At 50.8% G+C, this 14,960-nt stretch carries 13 protein-coding genes, 1 pseudogene and 1 riboswitch; of the genes and pseudogenes, 12 read left to right on the top strand and 2 right to left on the bottom strand.

What is annotated here, in order from left to right; translation table 11 throughout:
- Positions 1-83: 83 nt before the first annotated feature.
- Positions 84-1,157: a M42 family metallopeptidase gene (locus KJS69_RS07205; protein ID WP_213583007.1), complete on the bottom strand. Its 1,074-nt coding sequence runs from the start codon at positions 1,155-1,157 to the stop codon at positions 84-86.
- Positions 1,158-1,458: 301 nt separating this feature from the next.
- Here KJS69_RS07205 and KJS69_RS07200 point away from each other — a divergent pair, with 301 nt between their 5' ends.
- The 9 genes from KJS69_RS07200 (at position 1,459) to KJS69_RS07160 (ending at position 11,689) form a co-directional block, all read left to right on the top strand.
- A complete protein-coding gene (locus tag KJS69_RS07200) occupies positions 1,459-2,595 on the top strand; it encodes a type III polyketide synthase (RefSeq protein WP_213583005.1) in 1,137 nt (378 codons plus the stop codon).
- A gap of 168 nt (positions 2,596-2,763) precedes the next feature.
- Positions 2,764-3,528 (top strand): methyltransferase domain-containing protein, encoded by a 765-nt coding sequence (locus KJS69_RS07195; RefSeq protein WP_213583003.1) that lies wholly within the window; start codon positions 2,764-2,766, stop codon positions 3,526-3,528.
- Positions 3,521-4,657, top strand: a complete 1,137-nt coding sequence (locus KJS69_RS07190; RefSeq protein WP_249730400.1) for an NAD(P)/FAD-dependent oxidoreductase — start codon at positions 3,521-3,523, stop codon at positions 4,655-4,657. The genes KJS69_RS07195 and KJS69_RS07190 overlap by 8 nt, the downstream gene beginning before the upstream one ends.
- A gap of 451 nt (positions 4,658-5,108) precedes the next feature.
- Positions 5,109-7,253: an MMPL family transporter gene (locus KJS69_RS07185; RefSeq protein ID WP_213583001.1), complete on the top strand. Its 2,145-nt coding sequence runs from the start codon at positions 5,109-5,111 to the stop codon at positions 7,251-7,253.
- Positions 7,254-7,428: 175 nt separating this feature from the next.
- Positions 7,429-7,920, top strand: a complete 492-nt coding sequence (locus KJS69_RS07180) for a MarR family winged helix-turn-helix transcriptional regulator (RefSeq protein ID WP_213582999.1) — start codon at positions 7,429-7,431, stop codon at positions 7,918-7,920.
- A gap of 64 nt (positions 7,921-7,984) precedes the next feature.
- Positions 7,985-8,857: an MBL fold metallo-hydrolase gene (locus KJS69_RS07175; protein WP_213582997.1), complete on the top strand. Its 873-nt coding sequence runs from the start codon at positions 7,985-7,987 to the stop codon at positions 8,855-8,857.
- Between the two features lie 79 nt (positions 8,858-8,936).
- Positions 8,937-9,056, top strand: a riboswitch (SAM riboswitch).
- Between the two features lie 77 nt (positions 9,057-9,133).
- Positions 9,134-10,150: a methionine ABC transporter ATP-binding protein gene (locus KJS69_RS07170; RefSeq protein WP_213582995.1), complete on the top strand. Its 1,017-nt coding sequence runs from the start codon at positions 9,134-9,136 to the stop codon at positions 10,148-10,150.
- On the top strand, positions 10,137-10,796 hold the full coding sequence (locus KJS69_RS07165) for a methionine ABC transporter permease (protein WP_213582992.1): 660 nt from the start codon (positions 10,137-10,139) through the stop codon (positions 10,794-10,796). Before KJS69_RS07170 ends, KJS69_RS07165 begins: the two co-directional genes overlap by 14 nt.
- Before the next feature lie 35 nt (positions 10,797-10,831).
- The gene (locus KJS69_RS07160; protein WP_213582985.1) at positions 10,832-11,689 is read left to right on the top strand and encodes a MetQ/NlpA family ABC transporter substrate-binding protein; all 858 of its coding nucleotides are present in this window, start codon (positions 10,832-10,834) and stop codon (positions 11,687-11,689) included.
- 69 nt (positions 11,690-11,758) lie between these two features.
- Here the strand turns inward: KJS69_RS07160 and KJS69_RS30105 are convergent.
- Positions 11,759-11,854, bottom strand: a pseudogene (locus KJS69_RS30105) (SMI1/KNR4 family protein); the annotation flags it as partial.
- Between the two features lie 74 nt (positions 11,855-11,928).
- Here KJS69_RS30105 and KJS69_RS07155 point away from each other — a divergent pair.
- The 3 genes from KJS69_RS07155 (at position 11,929) to KJS69_RS07145 (ending at position 14,738) form a co-directional block, all read left to right on the top strand.
- A complete protein-coding gene (locus KJS69_RS07155; RefSeq protein WP_213582983.1) occupies positions 11,929-12,132 on the top strand; it encodes a hypothetical protein in 204 nt (67 codons plus the stop codon).
- 137 nt (positions 12,133-12,269) lie between these two features.
- Positions 12,270-12,962, top strand: coding sequence for a hypothetical protein (locus KJS69_RS07150; protein WP_213582982.1), 693 nt, complete (start codon positions 12,270-12,272; stop codon positions 12,960-12,962).
- A gap of 141 nt (positions 12,963-13,103) precedes the next feature.
- Positions 13,104-14,738 carry a DUF4127 family protein gene (locus KJS69_RS07145; protein ID WP_213582981.1) on the top strand — a complete coding sequence of 545 codons (1,635 nt, stop codon included), beginning with the start codon at positions 13,104-13,106 and terminating at the stop codon, positions 14,736-14,738.
- Positions 14,739-14,960 lie beyond the last annotated feature (222 nt).

Here is a 14,960-nt window from a genome sequence, read left to right as displayed (position 1 = left end):
AATTCAGTTGATCAGCTAATCGAATACTGTGCGTGGTGTTTTTCAAGCGACTCCTCGTCGGGTTAATTCCCTATGATCCCTCTCTAGGCGTTTTCTGTAATGGTTTGCAGAAGCGTTCGATCTGTTGCCTGCACCAGGCGGACTAACAGCTCTTTGGCAGCCGCGTAATCGTCCACGTGCAGAATCGAGGCGGAAGTATGGATATAGCGGGCGCATACGCCGAGAGCCGCGGTAGGTACCCCTTGGCCATACAAATGAACCTTGCCCGCATCCGTCGCCCCGGGAGAAATAAAGTATTGATACGGAATGTCGGCACTTTCTGCCGTATCCAGAATGAATTCGATCAATGCCTGATTCGGAACGATCGAGCTGTCCAGTATTCGGACAAGTGTTCCTTTGCCCAGCTGGCCAAAGGAATGACGGTCTCCCGTCGTATCGTTCGCCGGTCCGGCATCAAGCGTGTAGCAAATATCGGGCTGAATTAAAGCGGACGCGGTCTGCGCACCGCGCAATCCGACCTCCTCCTGAACGGTTGCTCCGGCATAAAGCACGTTCGGGAATGGCTTGCCGTGAAGCTCCTTGGCCAATTCCAGAGCCAACCCGACGCCGAAACGATTGTCCCATGCCTTGGCCATTATTTTTTTGCCGTCGGCCAGCGGGGTGAAGGGGCAAACCGGGACCGCCGGCAAGCCGGGGCGTACGCCCATCTCCATCGCCTGCTCCCGGCTGTCCGCGCCGATATCGATAAACATCGCGGCGATCTCTACCGGCTTGCTGCGCTGGGCTTCATCCAGTAAATGGCGCGGAGTGGAGCCGATGACGCCGGTCAGCGGGCCTTGTTTCGTTATGACCTGTACTCTTTGCGCCAACAGTACCTGATTCCACCAGCCGCCCAGTGTCTGAAACTTAAGCATTCCGTTCTCCTGAATGCTCGAGATCATAAATCCGACCTCATCCATATGGCCGTTGACCATCACTTTAGGGCCATGCTCATCGCCTCGCAGAACACCGAAAATGCTGCCTAAACGGTCAAGCACAATTTCGTTCGTTACCTTCTCCAATTCCCCGCGCACGAAGCGGCGCACTTCATGCTCGAAGCCAGGCGGTCCCGGCAGCTCGGTCAAGGTTTGAAATAACTCGATCGTCTCTCGGTTCATCTTTGTTCCTCCTTCGGTCACTCCATTAAGGATCGTTTCATTAAATAACTCTTCTACAGTATAAGCGCCTTAACGCTCTAACATCAACCAGCGCTGTGAGAAGGGAAGGGAATGCTTTTAACCGGTCTATTAATCGCATCATTCTTAGCTTCTAGTACGTGGTGCGTTAGACGCCTGGTAGGGTTACCGTTCTGGTCGGCTCCCGGGAATAAACCGTTAACCTCATTCATACAATTCTATAACGAACTTGTCCATCCTTTAATACTGTACAGATGACCATAGGAGAGAGGAAGGAAATGAAATGACCAGAAGAGGAACGGACATGGCGATATTGGGAATCGGCACGGCTTTGCCGTCTTATCGTCTGGAGCAGGAGGAGACCTCGTCCAAGCTGACCGAAGCTCTGACGAGCGCAGGATATCGGCAGGCGGCGCGCTGGGCCAAAAAAATTTTTAGCAGCTGCGGGGTCGAAACCCGTTTCACCTGTGAGCCCGAATTATTGGAGTCGGGGGACAACTGCCGATATGTGGCGTATTCCAGTTTGAATCAAGTGCCTTCTACGGATGAGCGAATGAAGAAGTATAGGGAAGAGGCCGTTCCGCTAGGCTTCGAGGCAGCCGTTAGGGCACTGGAAGACAGTGGTGTCCATACAGCCGATATCACCCATCTGATCACCGTCAGCTGTACCGGGATATTTCTGCCTGGTTTGGATGCGGCGCTTACCCACAAGCTGGAGCTGGCCGCAGATGTGAAGCGGATTCCGCTTACTTTTCTCGGTTGCGCGGCTGGAATGACGGCCCTTCGTATGTCTGCGGATATTGTGGAGCATTATCCAGCAGCTAAAGTGTTAGTCGTGTGCGTAGAATTATGCACTCTTCATATTCAGCCCTCGGGCGAGAGGGAAGCGCTCTTTGGGGCGGCGTTTTTTGGCGATGGGGCCTCGGCTTGCGTCGTGGGAACCCCTGATTTTCGTGAAAAAGGTGTTATCTCTCTGGGGCGTCAACGGGCCGTCCTCTTCCCGGACTCTGCGGACGAGATGGTGTGGAATGTCGGCAATTACGGCTTTGATCTGTATCTGTCCCCTCATATTCCAAAGCTTATTGGGAAATATGTGCCTCCCGAAGTGGATCGTCTGCTGGACGGCGGGCCAGTTCCCGAATTTTGGGCTATTCATCCGGGCGGTCGCGGGATAATCGATACGATTCAAGAGTTATACGGATTAAGCGAGGAGCAAACTGAAGCGAGCCGTTCCGTTCTTCGCCAGTGCGGCAATCTTTCCTCGGCCACGATTCTGTTTGTGCTGCAGCATCTAAGACAAGCATTGGATACAACCGCCCGCAGTCCGAAACAGGGAATGGCCCTGGCCTTCGGCCCCGGCTTGAATGCGGAATTGATGCAACTGACTTATTGGCCGCCATCCTTCCCGATGGAACGGTGAGGGAGTTCTGAGATCACGAGAAGCATAAAAGCGCGGGAAGAAAATGGGGGGAGAACCGAAAGAGAAGTGAAAAAGATTTGGAAGAGGATTGAAAGAGAAGAGAATAGGGCTGCCTAGAGAAGCAAATGGGTGTAGAGCAAGAGGGATACATTGGAAGGAGGCGCTGCTATGAACGGATTAAAGCGGAGGGCGGCAGAACCCGAATTGATGGATGATTTGAGTTCGGGGGGAGCCGGCCTGCGGGAGGCGCTGCGGCATCTTCGCCTGCTTAACCGGATTTTTGGAGCGTCCGGGCCAACCCTGTACGGAGTCAGGCGGATCTGGGAGGAGGCTGGCAGGCCGAAGCGGTTTACGATTCTGGACATCGGCTCCGGTTCCGGGGATGTCAATCGCTCATTGCTGCAATGGGCCGATCGCCATCGTATCGGATTAACGATTACTTTATCCGATATTACCGAGGAGGCATGTGAGGAAGCCAGGCTGCTCTATAAGCGGGAGCCGCGAATACAGGTCGTGCGCCAGGATTTGTTCCAATTGCCGGAAGGCTGTGCAGACATCGTGACGGCCACCCAATTCGTTCATCATTTTCCTTCGGAGGAATTGCCGCAAGTTGTTCAGCAGCTGCTATTTGCTTCCCGAATGGGCATCGTCATCCATGATATTCACCGGCATTGGCTCGCCTGGCTGGCCGTTTGGCTCGTAACCCGTTCGATCTCGCGCAACCGTTATATTCGCCATGACGGTCCTTTATCGGTAGCCAAAGGGTTCCGTACGGCGGAATGGAAAACTCTGTCGGAGAGCATCGTGGCGTCCAACCTGTCGGTGATCTGGAGACCGTTATTCCGGTATGTGGTCACTGCGCACAAGTCAGAGAATGTCCCTTCAGCGATCCGACATGGGGACGCGGGGGGAAAGGACAGAACGAATGTATGATGTGGCCGTCCTGGGCGGCGGGATAGCCGGGGGCAGTATGGCGGCAGCTCTGGCGGGCATGGGCTGGCACACCGTCTTGATCGATCAAAGCACCTTCCCCCGGCACAAGGTATGTGGCGAATTCCTGTCTCCCGAATCAAGGAACAGCCTGTCCTCTCTTGGTTTGGAGCCCAGGATCCGATCGCTTCAGCCAGTCGAAATGAACAGTGCCAGGCTGCACACAGCCCTTGGAAACTCGCTGGATATTCCTTTGCCCGGAGCTGCTCTCGGAGTCAGCCGCTATGCGCTGGACCACGCCCTGCATCAAGCGGCGCTGGATCGGGGGGCTGAGACTCACGGCGGCATGACGGTCCTATCCGTTAACCGCGCTGGAGAGCGATACGAGATTGAAATTCGCGGCAGGCGCGCAAGCGAGACGATCGAAGCCAGAGCGGTGATTGGCGCTTGGGGGCGCAACCCGCGCTCCGGGCTGGCCAGCTCACTGGAGCCGGCTGGTGCCAACCGTTATGTCGGAGTTAAGTCTCATTACGATGGACTAGGGATGGAGCCTGTAGTGGAGCTGTATCTTTTTTCCGGCGGATACCTGGGGATTTGTCCTGTGGAAGGAGGGCGCCACAACGTAGCGGCGCTGATGACTCGGGACGTCTTCCAGCAAGCCGGCAAATCCGTACAGGGCGCCATAGAAATGGCGGCCTGCCTGAACCCGGCATTGCGCCGTCGGTTGGCGCTGGGTGAGCCGGTATCTGGAACCGAGGCAGCCGTCTCGCCTGTGCGAATAAGCCGTAAACCGGCGGCCTGGGGGAAGGTTCCTCACATCGGCGACGCTGCGCTGGTCATCCCTCCGCTTTGCGGAGACGGGATGGCCATAGCTCTGCACTCGGTCGTCCTATGCTCTCGCTGGGCGGACGAGTTCCTGTGCGGAAGAATGACCCTGTCCGACTGGCGCCACAACTATACGCAAGCTATGCGCCGGGATTGCTCCTCTCTTTTAAGATGGGGCAAATGGTTTCAGCGGCTGTTTGGCAATCGCCTGTTGTCGCCTATATTGATTCGTACAGGGAACCTTATGCCTCACTTGGCTTACCGAATGGTGCTGGCGACAAGATTAAAAAGCACGGAAGGGAAATAGATGCGGATTTCAGACCGTTGAAAAAATCGGTTCACGGATCTTGTGTACTCATTGGTACGATTATTCATACCAAAGCGGATCTTCGCGACCTATACCTAGTTTGGATGTACGATATTTCGTACAAAGATGACCCTTTCACGGAACTGGCGTGCCCATTTGTACGATTATTCATACCAAAGCGAAACCTCCGCGGCATACGCATGTCCGAATGTATGATATTTCGTACAAACCGCACTTGTTCGCATCCATCTTTCGCCCATTTGTAAGTCTATTTGACTATGCAAGGGGCCCGGCGGATAGGGCGCGTACAAGCCACGTGGATGCTTTTTCAACAGTCTGGGATTTACCCTTATTTGTCTGCGTTAGTGGCGTTCGGAGCGAAATAAGTGCAGGTTATAGAAGGATAGGCGGGGGAGAAACGGCTAATTTGCCCCAGCAAGGAGACCAGGCTATGTTGTATCGAATGCTTGCCGGCTTGTCTATCAAATATTCCAAAGAGATTATTGTCCTGTGGCTTGGCTTCCTGGTTGTGCTCGGCTTTTATGCTGCCAAGCTGCCTGCGGTTCTGAAAGACCACGGATTAAGGGTAGACGGTGTCTACGCCGAGGTTCAGCAGATGCTATCCGAAGATTTTCATATTCCGAACGAACCGGTTGTCCTCCTGTTTGAGAAAAAGGATCCGGTTTCTCGCGAGCAATTTCACCAGGCCATAGAGCAAGCCCTCACCCGAGTAGAACGTGTACAGGGGATTAAGGAAGTGATCTCCCCGCTTGCCAGAGGCGGGATGGTAAAAGAGAATCTGGCTTATGCGCTGCTTGCAGTGGAATGGGAATCCCGCGAAATCAAGCCTGCCCTCGAGCGGCTTAGAGGGCTGCTGGACGGGGACGAGCGAATGACCGTAGCCATGACCGGCAAGCCCGTAGTGCAGGAGGATGTGAACCGGACAAGTCATCGTGATCTGCTCCAAGCGGAAATGATCGGAATTCCCGTTGCTTTTATTATTCTGTGGCTCGCGTTCGGAGGCTTGCTTTCCTCGCTGATCCCGGTTGCGGTTGGATGGATCGCAGTCATTGGCACGATGGGCATCCTGTATTGGCTGGGAAGCGGGCTGGAGCTCTCTATCTTCGTCTTGAACGTCATTCCTATGGTTGGGTTGGCGTTAAGCATTGATTTCGCCTTGATGCTGGTCAGCCGCTTTCGCGAGGAGCTTCGGCACCACTCACTGGCAACGGCACTCCGGATCACTCTGTCCACGGCCGGACGCGCCGTGTTTTTTTCCGCGCTCTGCGTCTATTTGGGCCTGGCCAGTACTTTTTTTATCCAGATGCCGATATTCAACACGGTCGCCATTGGGGCTATCCTCGTTCTCACCGTATCGCTGCTGCTGTCCTTTACTCTGGTGCCGGCGCTATTAGTAGCGGCGGGAGGACGAATCGGGGCAGAAGGCGGGCACGGAGCCCGGTCGAGGAGCATGAGGATCTGGCATGCTTTATCCGCTTTTGTCATGCGGCGGCCATTGCGAATGGCATTATTGGCTGCAGGTCTGCTTCTCGTCTGTCTTGTTCCGCTCGCTCGAATGAATTTGGCCGTTCCGGATGCGGCCTCTTTGCCGCAAAATTACGAATCTCGTCAAGCGGCAGAACAAGTCAACGCCCATTTCTTTCCTTCTTCCAGCTCTCAAGTCTTCATGATTGCCCAAAGTAAACAACGGGAATGGAAGCTGACCGATTGGCAGTCCGCTTATGAACTGGTACAGCAATTAGAGCGGGATCCCGCTGTCTTGGCAGTCGATTCTATCTATGGCCGCCTTCCTATGACACCGAAGCAAATGAGTCTCATCCAGCAAGACGCCTTGTCAAAGAAAACGTATGGGCCGATATTAGAGTCTTCAGTGCAAGGAAACAGGATGCTTATTTCCTTAACCTTGCAGGGCAGTGCTTCATCCAAGGAAGCTCTTGATTGGGTCCGGAATTGGCAAGCCCCGTCCTCGGATTTGTTCGTGCTTATGGGAGGAGAGCCTAAATATCAGCAGGAGGTTTATGATGAAATTATTAACAACATTAAATATATTCTTCTATTTATTTTCGTTTCCAACTTCCTTATTTTATATCTTGCATTTCGTTCTTTTTTAATCCCGGTCAAAACGATCCTCATGAATCTGTTAAGCCTGGGAGCAGCCTTTGGAATTCTGGCCTGGATTTTTGAGGATGGCCGCTTCGGAATGGAGCCGTCCAGCATTGCTTTAATGATCCCAGTTTTTATCTTCGGCCTGGCTTTTGGAATCAGTATGGACTATGGGGTCTTTTTGCTATCCCGTATTTACGAAATTTATCAACGGACACAAGACAATGAATGCTCCGTTCAGGAGGGACTGGCCGTCACAAGCAAAATCATTACTTCTGCAGCAGCAATTATGATTGCGGTCACCGCACCCTTTGCTTTAGGAGGAGTGGCAGGGGTTAAGCAGCTCGGCATCGGAATTGCTTCAGTTATTTTCATCGATGCGACTCTCGTCCGGATGATGCTTGTTCCGTCTTTAATGAAGCTGCTCGGTAAATGGAACTGGTGGATGCCATGGAGTGGGGGCTCCAAATGAGGCAGCGAACCGATTAGGGTGGCTATTTGTCACGTGTCGTTCACTTTTGGCGAAGAATCGACCTTGACGAAGTAGAGCGGCCTGGATAGACTGATCTATATAGTTAAGTTTAGTTAACTAAATAAAATAGGTTATCGACATATTCAACGGTAAGGAATGGAGGAGGAGGGGCTTATTGGATTCCTATCTGAGCGTTGTGGATCGGATCAACCAAGCGTTCGAGCAATTCAAATCGATTGTATGGCGGAAGACGACAGAAATTGAGCAATTGAATAGTTTCCAACTGACTCCACAACAAGAGTTAATCATGTATTATATTATCCGCAATGAGCCGGTGACCGCGAATCAAATCGCCGCAACGTTCCAAATCTCTAAAAGCGCAGTCAGTCAAGTGTTGCCAAAGCTGGAGAAAGAAGAGATGATCGTCCGCCGGATTAATCCGGACAACCGGAGGGAATCGTTTGTATACTTGGGCGAGCAGGGGAAGGCTTATGCGGCCTTGCTTCATCAAATAGACGAACTGCTGGTACGCCAGTATTATTCCAAGGTTCCTCTGGAGGACCTTCAGCAAGTACTTGAAGTCCTTCATCAATTAATTGCTGCCGCCCAGGAGGATCTCGGAGAAGGACCAAATAGGGACCAAGGGACCGGAAATCCGCCAAATTAGTCGATTTCTCACCGTGGTTCCTGAAATACAGGTGATATGCTGATCTAAGGAAGGAGAAGAGAAGATGCAGGATAGAAAATTAAGGCGACTGACAGATTCTGTCTATTTCTTACCGCCTGAAGCGAATACCGATCGGCCCGTTCTCGCCGCAATATGCGGTCAAGAGCGGACATTAATTGTAGATGCGGGAAATTCACCTTCCCATGCTGCTCTTTTTCTTGAGGAGGTAGCCAAGGAGCAAATATCCAATCTGCATTCCGTTGTGTTGACTCATTGTCACTGGGATCATATCTTTGGGGCTCATCGTCTGAATCTGCCGATCATTGCTCATGAGAGGACGAAAGACGCTATAGAGCAAATGATTCCCCTTTCCTGGACGGACGAAGCTCTGGATGAGAGGGTAAATAAAGGGACTGAATTTCAATTTTGCGCGGATATGATTAAAAAGGAGTTCGCCAAAGACCGTGACATCGTCATTCAAAGGCCGCATAAGACCTTCAAAGATAAAATGGAGATCGATCTGGGTGGGACTCAATGCTATCTCGAATATGTGGGAGGAGATCATTCCAACGATTCCATTGTCGTGTATACTCAAGGAAACGGAGAGGGAGAAAGGACGCTTTTTATAGGAGATTGCTTGTATCCGAATCTTAATGGAAGATATACTGTTGCGGGTACCCTATCCTTGTTGGAGAAGCTGGATCGGTACAGCGCGGACTATTATGTGTTATCTCATGAGATGCCCTTATCCCCGGACGAGTTTAGACAATACTGTGATTTATTGAGGCTGCTGTGTCATTTGACGGAGAAAACTAAAGGGCATGGTGAAGGGATGATTCAAGAACTGACCGATCGATGGGGAGGGCCGCCTGAACCATTTATGCTGGAAGCCGTCCACTGCTTTGTTCAAGGATTTCGTTCGGAGAATGGGGGTTGAGCCTGAGAGGATTGACGAAAGAAATTTGGTTAGGTATACTGAAACTACTGTTTTTCAATAGATAACAGAATAGAACAACTTCTTATCCAGAGAGGCGGAGGGACAGGCCCTATGAAGCCCGGCAACCGATCGCGCGTTCATCGCGCGGTGTCTATGGTGCCAATTCCTTCAGAATCGAGACGATTCTGGCAGATGAGAAGGGTTGATTTCGATATCGGAAGCCCTTTTGCTCTGCAAAAAAAAGGGCTTTTTTTTATTAACCAAAGGAGTGAACCCATGATTGAATTGCGTCATGTGCAAAAAAAGTACCGTAACGGTTCTCATACGACTCACGCTTTGCACGATATTAATCTGCAAATTGAGAGAGGGGAAATTTACGGAATTATTGGGCACTCGGGCGCCGGCAAGAGCACTCTCCTGAGAAGCATTAATCTGCTGGAGCGCCCGACAGCGGGATCGATCATAGTGGATGGCGTTGAGCTTACTGCGCTCCCAACAAAGCAGCTTCAAGAGCAGCGCAGGCGAATAGGAATGATCTTCCAGCATTTCAATCTGCTTTCCTCTGCAACCGTTGAAGAAAATGTAGCCTTTCCGCTTAAGTTGGTCCAAACGCCCAAACAGGAAGTGAAACAGCGGGTGGACGAGCTGCTGGACTTGGTCGGGCTATCGGATCAAAGCAAAAAATATCCGGCTCAATTGTCGGGAGGGCAGAAGCAGAGAGTAGGCATAGCCCGCGCTCTGGCGACCAATCCACATGTTCTGCTCTGCGATGAAGCCACTTCAGCGCTCGATCCGCAGACGACGAATTCGATCCTTGGCTTGCTGCTCGATATTAATCGCAAGCTGGGAATTACGATCGTGCTTATTACGCATGAAATGCAAGTGATCCGATCTATCTGCGACCGTGTGGCTGTCATTCATCAAGGTCAGATTGTAGAGCAGGGACCGGTGGCTGAAGTTTTTATCAAGCCTCGGCATGAAGTGACCCGGCAATTTATCGAGCAGGTGGTGGATGCTGTCGACTTGCGGGGTCGCGTAAAGGATGAAAGAGCGACCGTGCTCAAGATCAGCTTCCTGGGCGAGTCCACCTATGAGCCGATATTATCCAGAGCTGTGCAGCAGACAGGCGTCACGTTCTCGATATTGCAGGGGACGATATCGCGGATGAAGAATACCCCGTATGGACAGTTGGTCATCCGCATCGAAGGTTCCCGACCGGCGGCTGACGAAACGATAAGACTGCTCAAGGAACATGGTCTGGATGTGGAGGTGTACGAGCATGGATTGGTCTAGTATTCATTGGCCTGAGATCGCAAACGAAACCAAACAAACGCTTATCATGCTCGGTCTATCCACCGTATTCACTTTTATCATCGGCCTGCCTATCGGGATTTTGCTTTACCTGACGACCAGGGGCAATATGCTGCAAAACCGATTCATCCATGTCATTATCTCGTTCGTCGTCAACGTGCTCCGCTCTGTTCCATTCGTCATTCTGATGGTTGCGCTCATTCCGTTCACGAAGCTGCTGGTCGGCACCTCCATCGGTGTCAAGGGAACCATCCCGCCGCTAGTTATTGCGGCCGCGCCGTTCTTCGCCCGTCTGGTGGAAACCGCGCTCAGAGAAGTGGATCGAGGCATTATCGAGGCCGCTCAATCGATGGGAGCCGGGCGCGGACAGATCATCTGGCGAGTGCTGCTGCCGGAGTCTCTGCCGGGCTTGATAGCCGGCATTACGATCACGACCGTCACGCTCGTGTCTTATACCGCGATGTCGGGCATGATTGGCGGAGGCGGATTGGGAGACCTTGCGATCCGATACGGCTATCAGCGCTTCGAGACGGAAGTAATGATCGTTACTATTATTATATTGCTTATCCTGGTGCAAGTTTTGCAGATGGTCGGGGATCGTCTTGTGCTCCGATTCAGCCGCAAATAATGCAATAGATATTACAAAAAAAGGGGAGAAACCAAATGAAAAAACAAGTTTTATTCGCATTTCTGCTCATTATTTCTCTAGTCGCCCTCGCCGGCTGCGGAGAGAAAAACGCGGCACCCACGCCTTCGACTTCGCCATCATCTTCACCGGCTGCCGACAATGAAGGTGCCAAGGAAGTTACACTGAAGATCGGAGCATCCTCTGTTCCTCATGCGGAACTCTTGAATCTGGTCAAGGATCAACTGAAGGAGGAAGGCGTCACTCTGGAGATTAAAGAATTTACCGATTACGTTCAGCCGAACATCCAGGTTGACGAAAAACAGTTGGACGCCAACTTTTTCCAGCACTTGGCATACATGGAGCAGTTTAATAAAGATAAAGGCACCAAGCTGGTCAGTGCAGGAAGCATTCATGTGGAGCCGTTCGGTAGCTATTCCAATAAAATCAAATCGATCGACGAGTTGGCCGACGGTGCTACGGTAGCGATTCCTTCAGATCCTTCCAATGGAGGGCGGGCCCTCGCGTTGCTGGAGAAGAACGGTCTGATCGAGCTCAAAGAAGGAGTAGGGATTGCCGGAACGGTTAAAGATATCGTGGCCAATAAAAAAGACCTCCAATTTAGAGAATTGGAAGCTGCTATGCTGCCGCGCGTTCTGGACGAAGTCGACCTTGCGCTGATCAATACGAACTACGCGCTCCAAGCTGATCTTGTTCCTACGAAAGATGCCTTGTTCATGGAGGACAAAGATTCTCCGTTCCCGAATATTATCGCGGCCCGGGAAGATAATAAAGATTCCGAAGCGATCCAGAAGCTCGTTAAAGCTCTGCAGACACCAGAAGTCAAAGCATTTATTGAAGAAAAGTACGAAGGGGCCATTATCCCTGCATTTTAATATAGATTGCGATAATCGAATGGAAGAAGACTGGCTGAAATTAAGGCCGTCTTCTTTTTTTGTAGGCTCTGTTAAATCAATCGCATAGAAGGAATATCCACCATCAACTGACATAACTATTGGCAAGTAATTATCCCACCACGCAGTTATTTCTGATTTCCAAATATGAAGCTTTGGATGTAAAATGTTAAAATATGATATAGTGAATGGAAAGAAGGGTAACCAAGAAAGGGGCCGTTATGAAATCTATTTTTTATTATGTTACCACTAGCGTTGTCGTATTTTTTGGCCTTATCGCTGTAGCCAGTCTGGTGGCGGCCGGATGGAATACCGATATTGCAGCTATTGCAGAGTGGGCTACGAAATATTTGTTACCCTGGATCGCACTTTATTGGTTTATACGCATGGTCAAGGCTATAGAGCAAAAAGGAAAATCAAACTAACCGAAAAACCGAAGCCTATTAGAAAAGGATTCTCATATAATGAATATTGTGGATTGACGTTTTTTGTAATGAGCTGATACAATGGGGTCAGCCCCGGATTGGGAGCGCTCTCAAAAAAGATGTATAGGAGGTCTGCTATGAATCAGCTTGCTCCATTGCTCCAGCAGAAGACAGCGTTGATCGTCAGTCTCCCTGCTAATTCCTTGGAATTGTTCCAAGCGGCAGTAGAAGGTGGTGCGGATGCTATCAAGCTTCATTTCAACATCGAGCATCGCGCAAGCGGAACATCGTTTGGCCCGACAACTGAATATACGGATCTGTTAGCGGAGATGCGAGAGAGGTTCGATGGTTCGATCGGGGCTGTGGTCGGGGACTCACTTCAGAAGGTAACGAAAGAAGAAGTGGACCGATTAATTGCTTCCGGAATTGATTTTATTTCCTTGTATGCTCACCATGCGCCTGGTTGGCTGCTTAGCGACCAAAGGATCTACAAGATGCTCGCCGTAAACGGTGATTATAGTGAAAGCGCTGTCTCCGCATTCCGGACCTTGCCGATTGAGATGCTGGAGGCGTCCATCATTCCAGCTCAGGAATACGGCGATCCCCTATCCATCAAGGATTTGCTGAATTATCGCTGGCTTGTGGATAGGTCCGGCAAGCCGGTCATCGTTCCGAGTCAACGGGACCTTCAGGTCGAGGAACTCGAGGCTCTTCAACTTGCCGGGGTGAAGGGCATCATGATTGGGGCGATTGTGACGGGTACCGATGGGCCATCGATCTTTGATGCGACGAGAAGATTTCGGAGAGAATTGGACCGTTTGGCTGAATAAATGGAATGAAATTGCAGAGTCTCTAGAGGCAAGATAAAAGCGGCTATAAAAGGACTGCCAAAAAAGCTATTAGCGAATTGTGGCGAATGGACAATGCATTACAAAGCAAAGCTTTAAACATAGGAACGGAGCGTGAGGACTATGAGACATCGTATAGCGCTTGTTCCACTGGATAGCCGGCCGTGCTGTCAGTGGTTCCCTCGAAAAATTGCCGAGATCGCCGGGGTGGATTTGCATACTCCTCCAATCGAAATGCTTGGAATGTTTATGAAATCCGGAAACTGTGAGAACATTCGTGATTGGTTGTTGGAGACGGCAGGTTCTGTCGATGGTCTGGTCGTAGCGGCGGATCAGCTCGCCTTTGGCGGCTTGATTGCTTCACGCACGAACGAACGGACTCTGGAGCAGGCTCAAGAAACGCTGAAAGCGCTGCGTGCCGTTAAGGAGAGGCACCCCAGCAAGCCTTTATTCGTCTCAAGTGTACTCATGCGAATTACAATAACGGGAAAAAATGCCGAATTCGTTCGATACAAACACCTCGTGCAGCAATATTCCGAACTGTCCGATCGGCATTTGCGGTTGAAGGAAGCCGGCCTTGAGCAAGAACTATTACGTGTTAAAGCCCAAATTCCGAATGAGATTTTATTGGATTACTTCCAGGCGCGCGAACGAAATATGGATGTCCATAAGCTGTTGATTGATTGGACGGCAGAAGGCATCCTCGACTATTTGAGCATTACACAGGAGGATGCGAGTCCTGCAGGCGTCCATATTAAGGAACAGTGGGAGCTGCAGCGTCATATCTATGACCGGCATGTTCAGGCGAAGACGATGATATATCCTGGCGCGGATGAGGGAACCCAAACCTTGCTTGCTCGGATGCTGCAGACATTGAATAGGCGCAAGGTGAGAATCTATCCGAGATTTACGTCCGAGATGGGCAAGCGGGTCATTCCGGAATACGAGGATCGTCCTTTGGAAGAGACGGTCAAGGCGCATTTGCTGTCAGCGGGTGCGGTCGTTGTGGACTCGCTTTTGGAGGCGGATTTGATTTTAGCGGTGAATTCGCCACTGAATGATATATCCAATAGAGGCAAAGAGACGGAGAATGTGCAAGCTTTATTTAATCCCCGGCATCTGATCGCCGATCTGGCGGAGAACGTTCGATATCACTTAGAGCAGGGGCGGCGCGTGGCGATTGCGGATGTGGCTTTGCCTAACGCTTCTGACATGGAGTTAATCCGCTACTTGCTCGATGAACGTCTATTTACCCGTCTTTCTGGTTATGCCGGTTGGAATACGGCGGGCAATAGTCTGGGCACATGTATTTCTCACGCTATTGCCCGCACAATGTATGAAATGCTGAGCACAAAAGGAGAATATGATTCAGAACCTGCGGTCAGTGAGGTGAAAAAGACCGATACGGGAGTTAATCCGGACAAGCCTGAAAAGGCGCATTACTCGTTCCTGCTGTCCCGTCTTATGGATGAATGGGGCTATCAGGCCCAAATACGCGGGGCAACGAATAAGTGGATTGAAGCGCATCTATCCGTTAGTCCCTGGGATCTGGAAACAGAGTACAAGCAGGTCAACGCCTGGATCGTCCAACGCTTAAAAGAACTGTTTGAGGCCACGAAGCCGCTGATTTGTGACGAGGATCGTGGAGAGGGGGAACTCCCTTCAATTGTTCAGGATGCTGAACTCGCCTTTGTACAATTACCCTGGAATCGAACGTTCGAGCTGGATGTCCGGGTTGATGTGGAATTAGTAGATTGAGAAGTAAGCGACCCCGATGGACCTTGCGTACAGTCCATTGAATTTATTCCTAACCGCCTATTGGCGGTTTTTTTATGGAGAAGCCCCGAACGGCCTTCTAATTTGAGTTTTTTCGCTAAACTATAACTTCTTCTTATTTCCTTTGTTTTCCGTTTTCTTTTTTAGCCGGAACGATAACACTAAGCTTAGCTTGAAAAAACTTATTAAAAAAATATTGACACT

The organism is Paenibacillus sp. J2TS4 (assembly GCF_018403245.1).
GTDB lineage: Bacteria > Bacillota > Bacilli > Paenibacillales > NBRC-103111 > Paenibacillus_L.
Note: the sequence above shows the minus strand (reverse complement) of the source record. Positions and strands in the feature narration are given on the sequence as shown.

Coding starts and splice junctions, on each gene's coding strand:
- KJS69_RS07165 (WP_213582992.1), top strand. CDS start 10,137: ATGGATTGGTCTAGTATTCATTGGCCTGAGATCGCAAACGAAACCAAA.
- KJS69_RS07200 (WP_213583005.1), top strand. CDS start 1,459: ATGACCAGAAGAGGAACGGACATGGCGATATTGGGAATCGGCACGGCT.
- KJS69_RS07170 (WP_213582995.1), top strand. CDS start 9,134: ATGATTGAATTGCGTCATGTGCAAAAAAAGTACCGTAACGGTTCTCAT.
- KJS69_RS07150 (WP_213582982.1), top strand. CDS start 12,270: ATGAATCAGCTTGCTCCATTGCTCCAGCAGAAGACAGCGTTGATCGTC.
- KJS69_RS07185 (WP_213583001.1), top strand. CDS start 5,109: ATGTTGTATCGAATGCTTGCCGGCTTGTCTATCAAATATTCCAAAGAG.
- KJS69_RS07160 (WP_213582985.1), top strand. CDS start 10,832: ATGAAAAAACAAGTTTTATTCGCATTTCTGCTCATTATTTCTCTAGTC.
- KJS69_RS07205 (WP_213583007.1), bottom strand. CDS start 1,157: ATGAACCGAGAGACGATCGAGTTATTTCAAACCTTGACCGAGCTGCCG.
- KJS69_RS07175 (WP_213582997.1), top strand. CDS start 7,985: ATGCAGGATAGAAAATTAAGGCGACTGACAGATTCTGTCTATTTCTTA.
- KJS69_RS07190 (WP_249730400.1), top strand. CDS start 3,521: ATGTATGATGTGGCCGTCCTGGGCGGCGGGATAGCCGGGGGCAGTATG.
- KJS69_RS07145 (WP_213582981.1), top strand. CDS start 13,104: ATGAGACATCGTATAGCGCTTGTTCCACTGGATAGCCGGCCGTGCTGT.
- KJS69_RS07155 (WP_213582983.1), top strand. CDS start 11,929: ATGAAATCTATTTTTTATTATGTTACCACTAGCGTTGTCGTATTTTTT.
- KJS69_RS07195 (WP_213583003.1), top strand. CDS start 2,764: ATGAACGGATTAAAGCGGAGGGCGGCAGAACCCGAATTGATGGATGAT.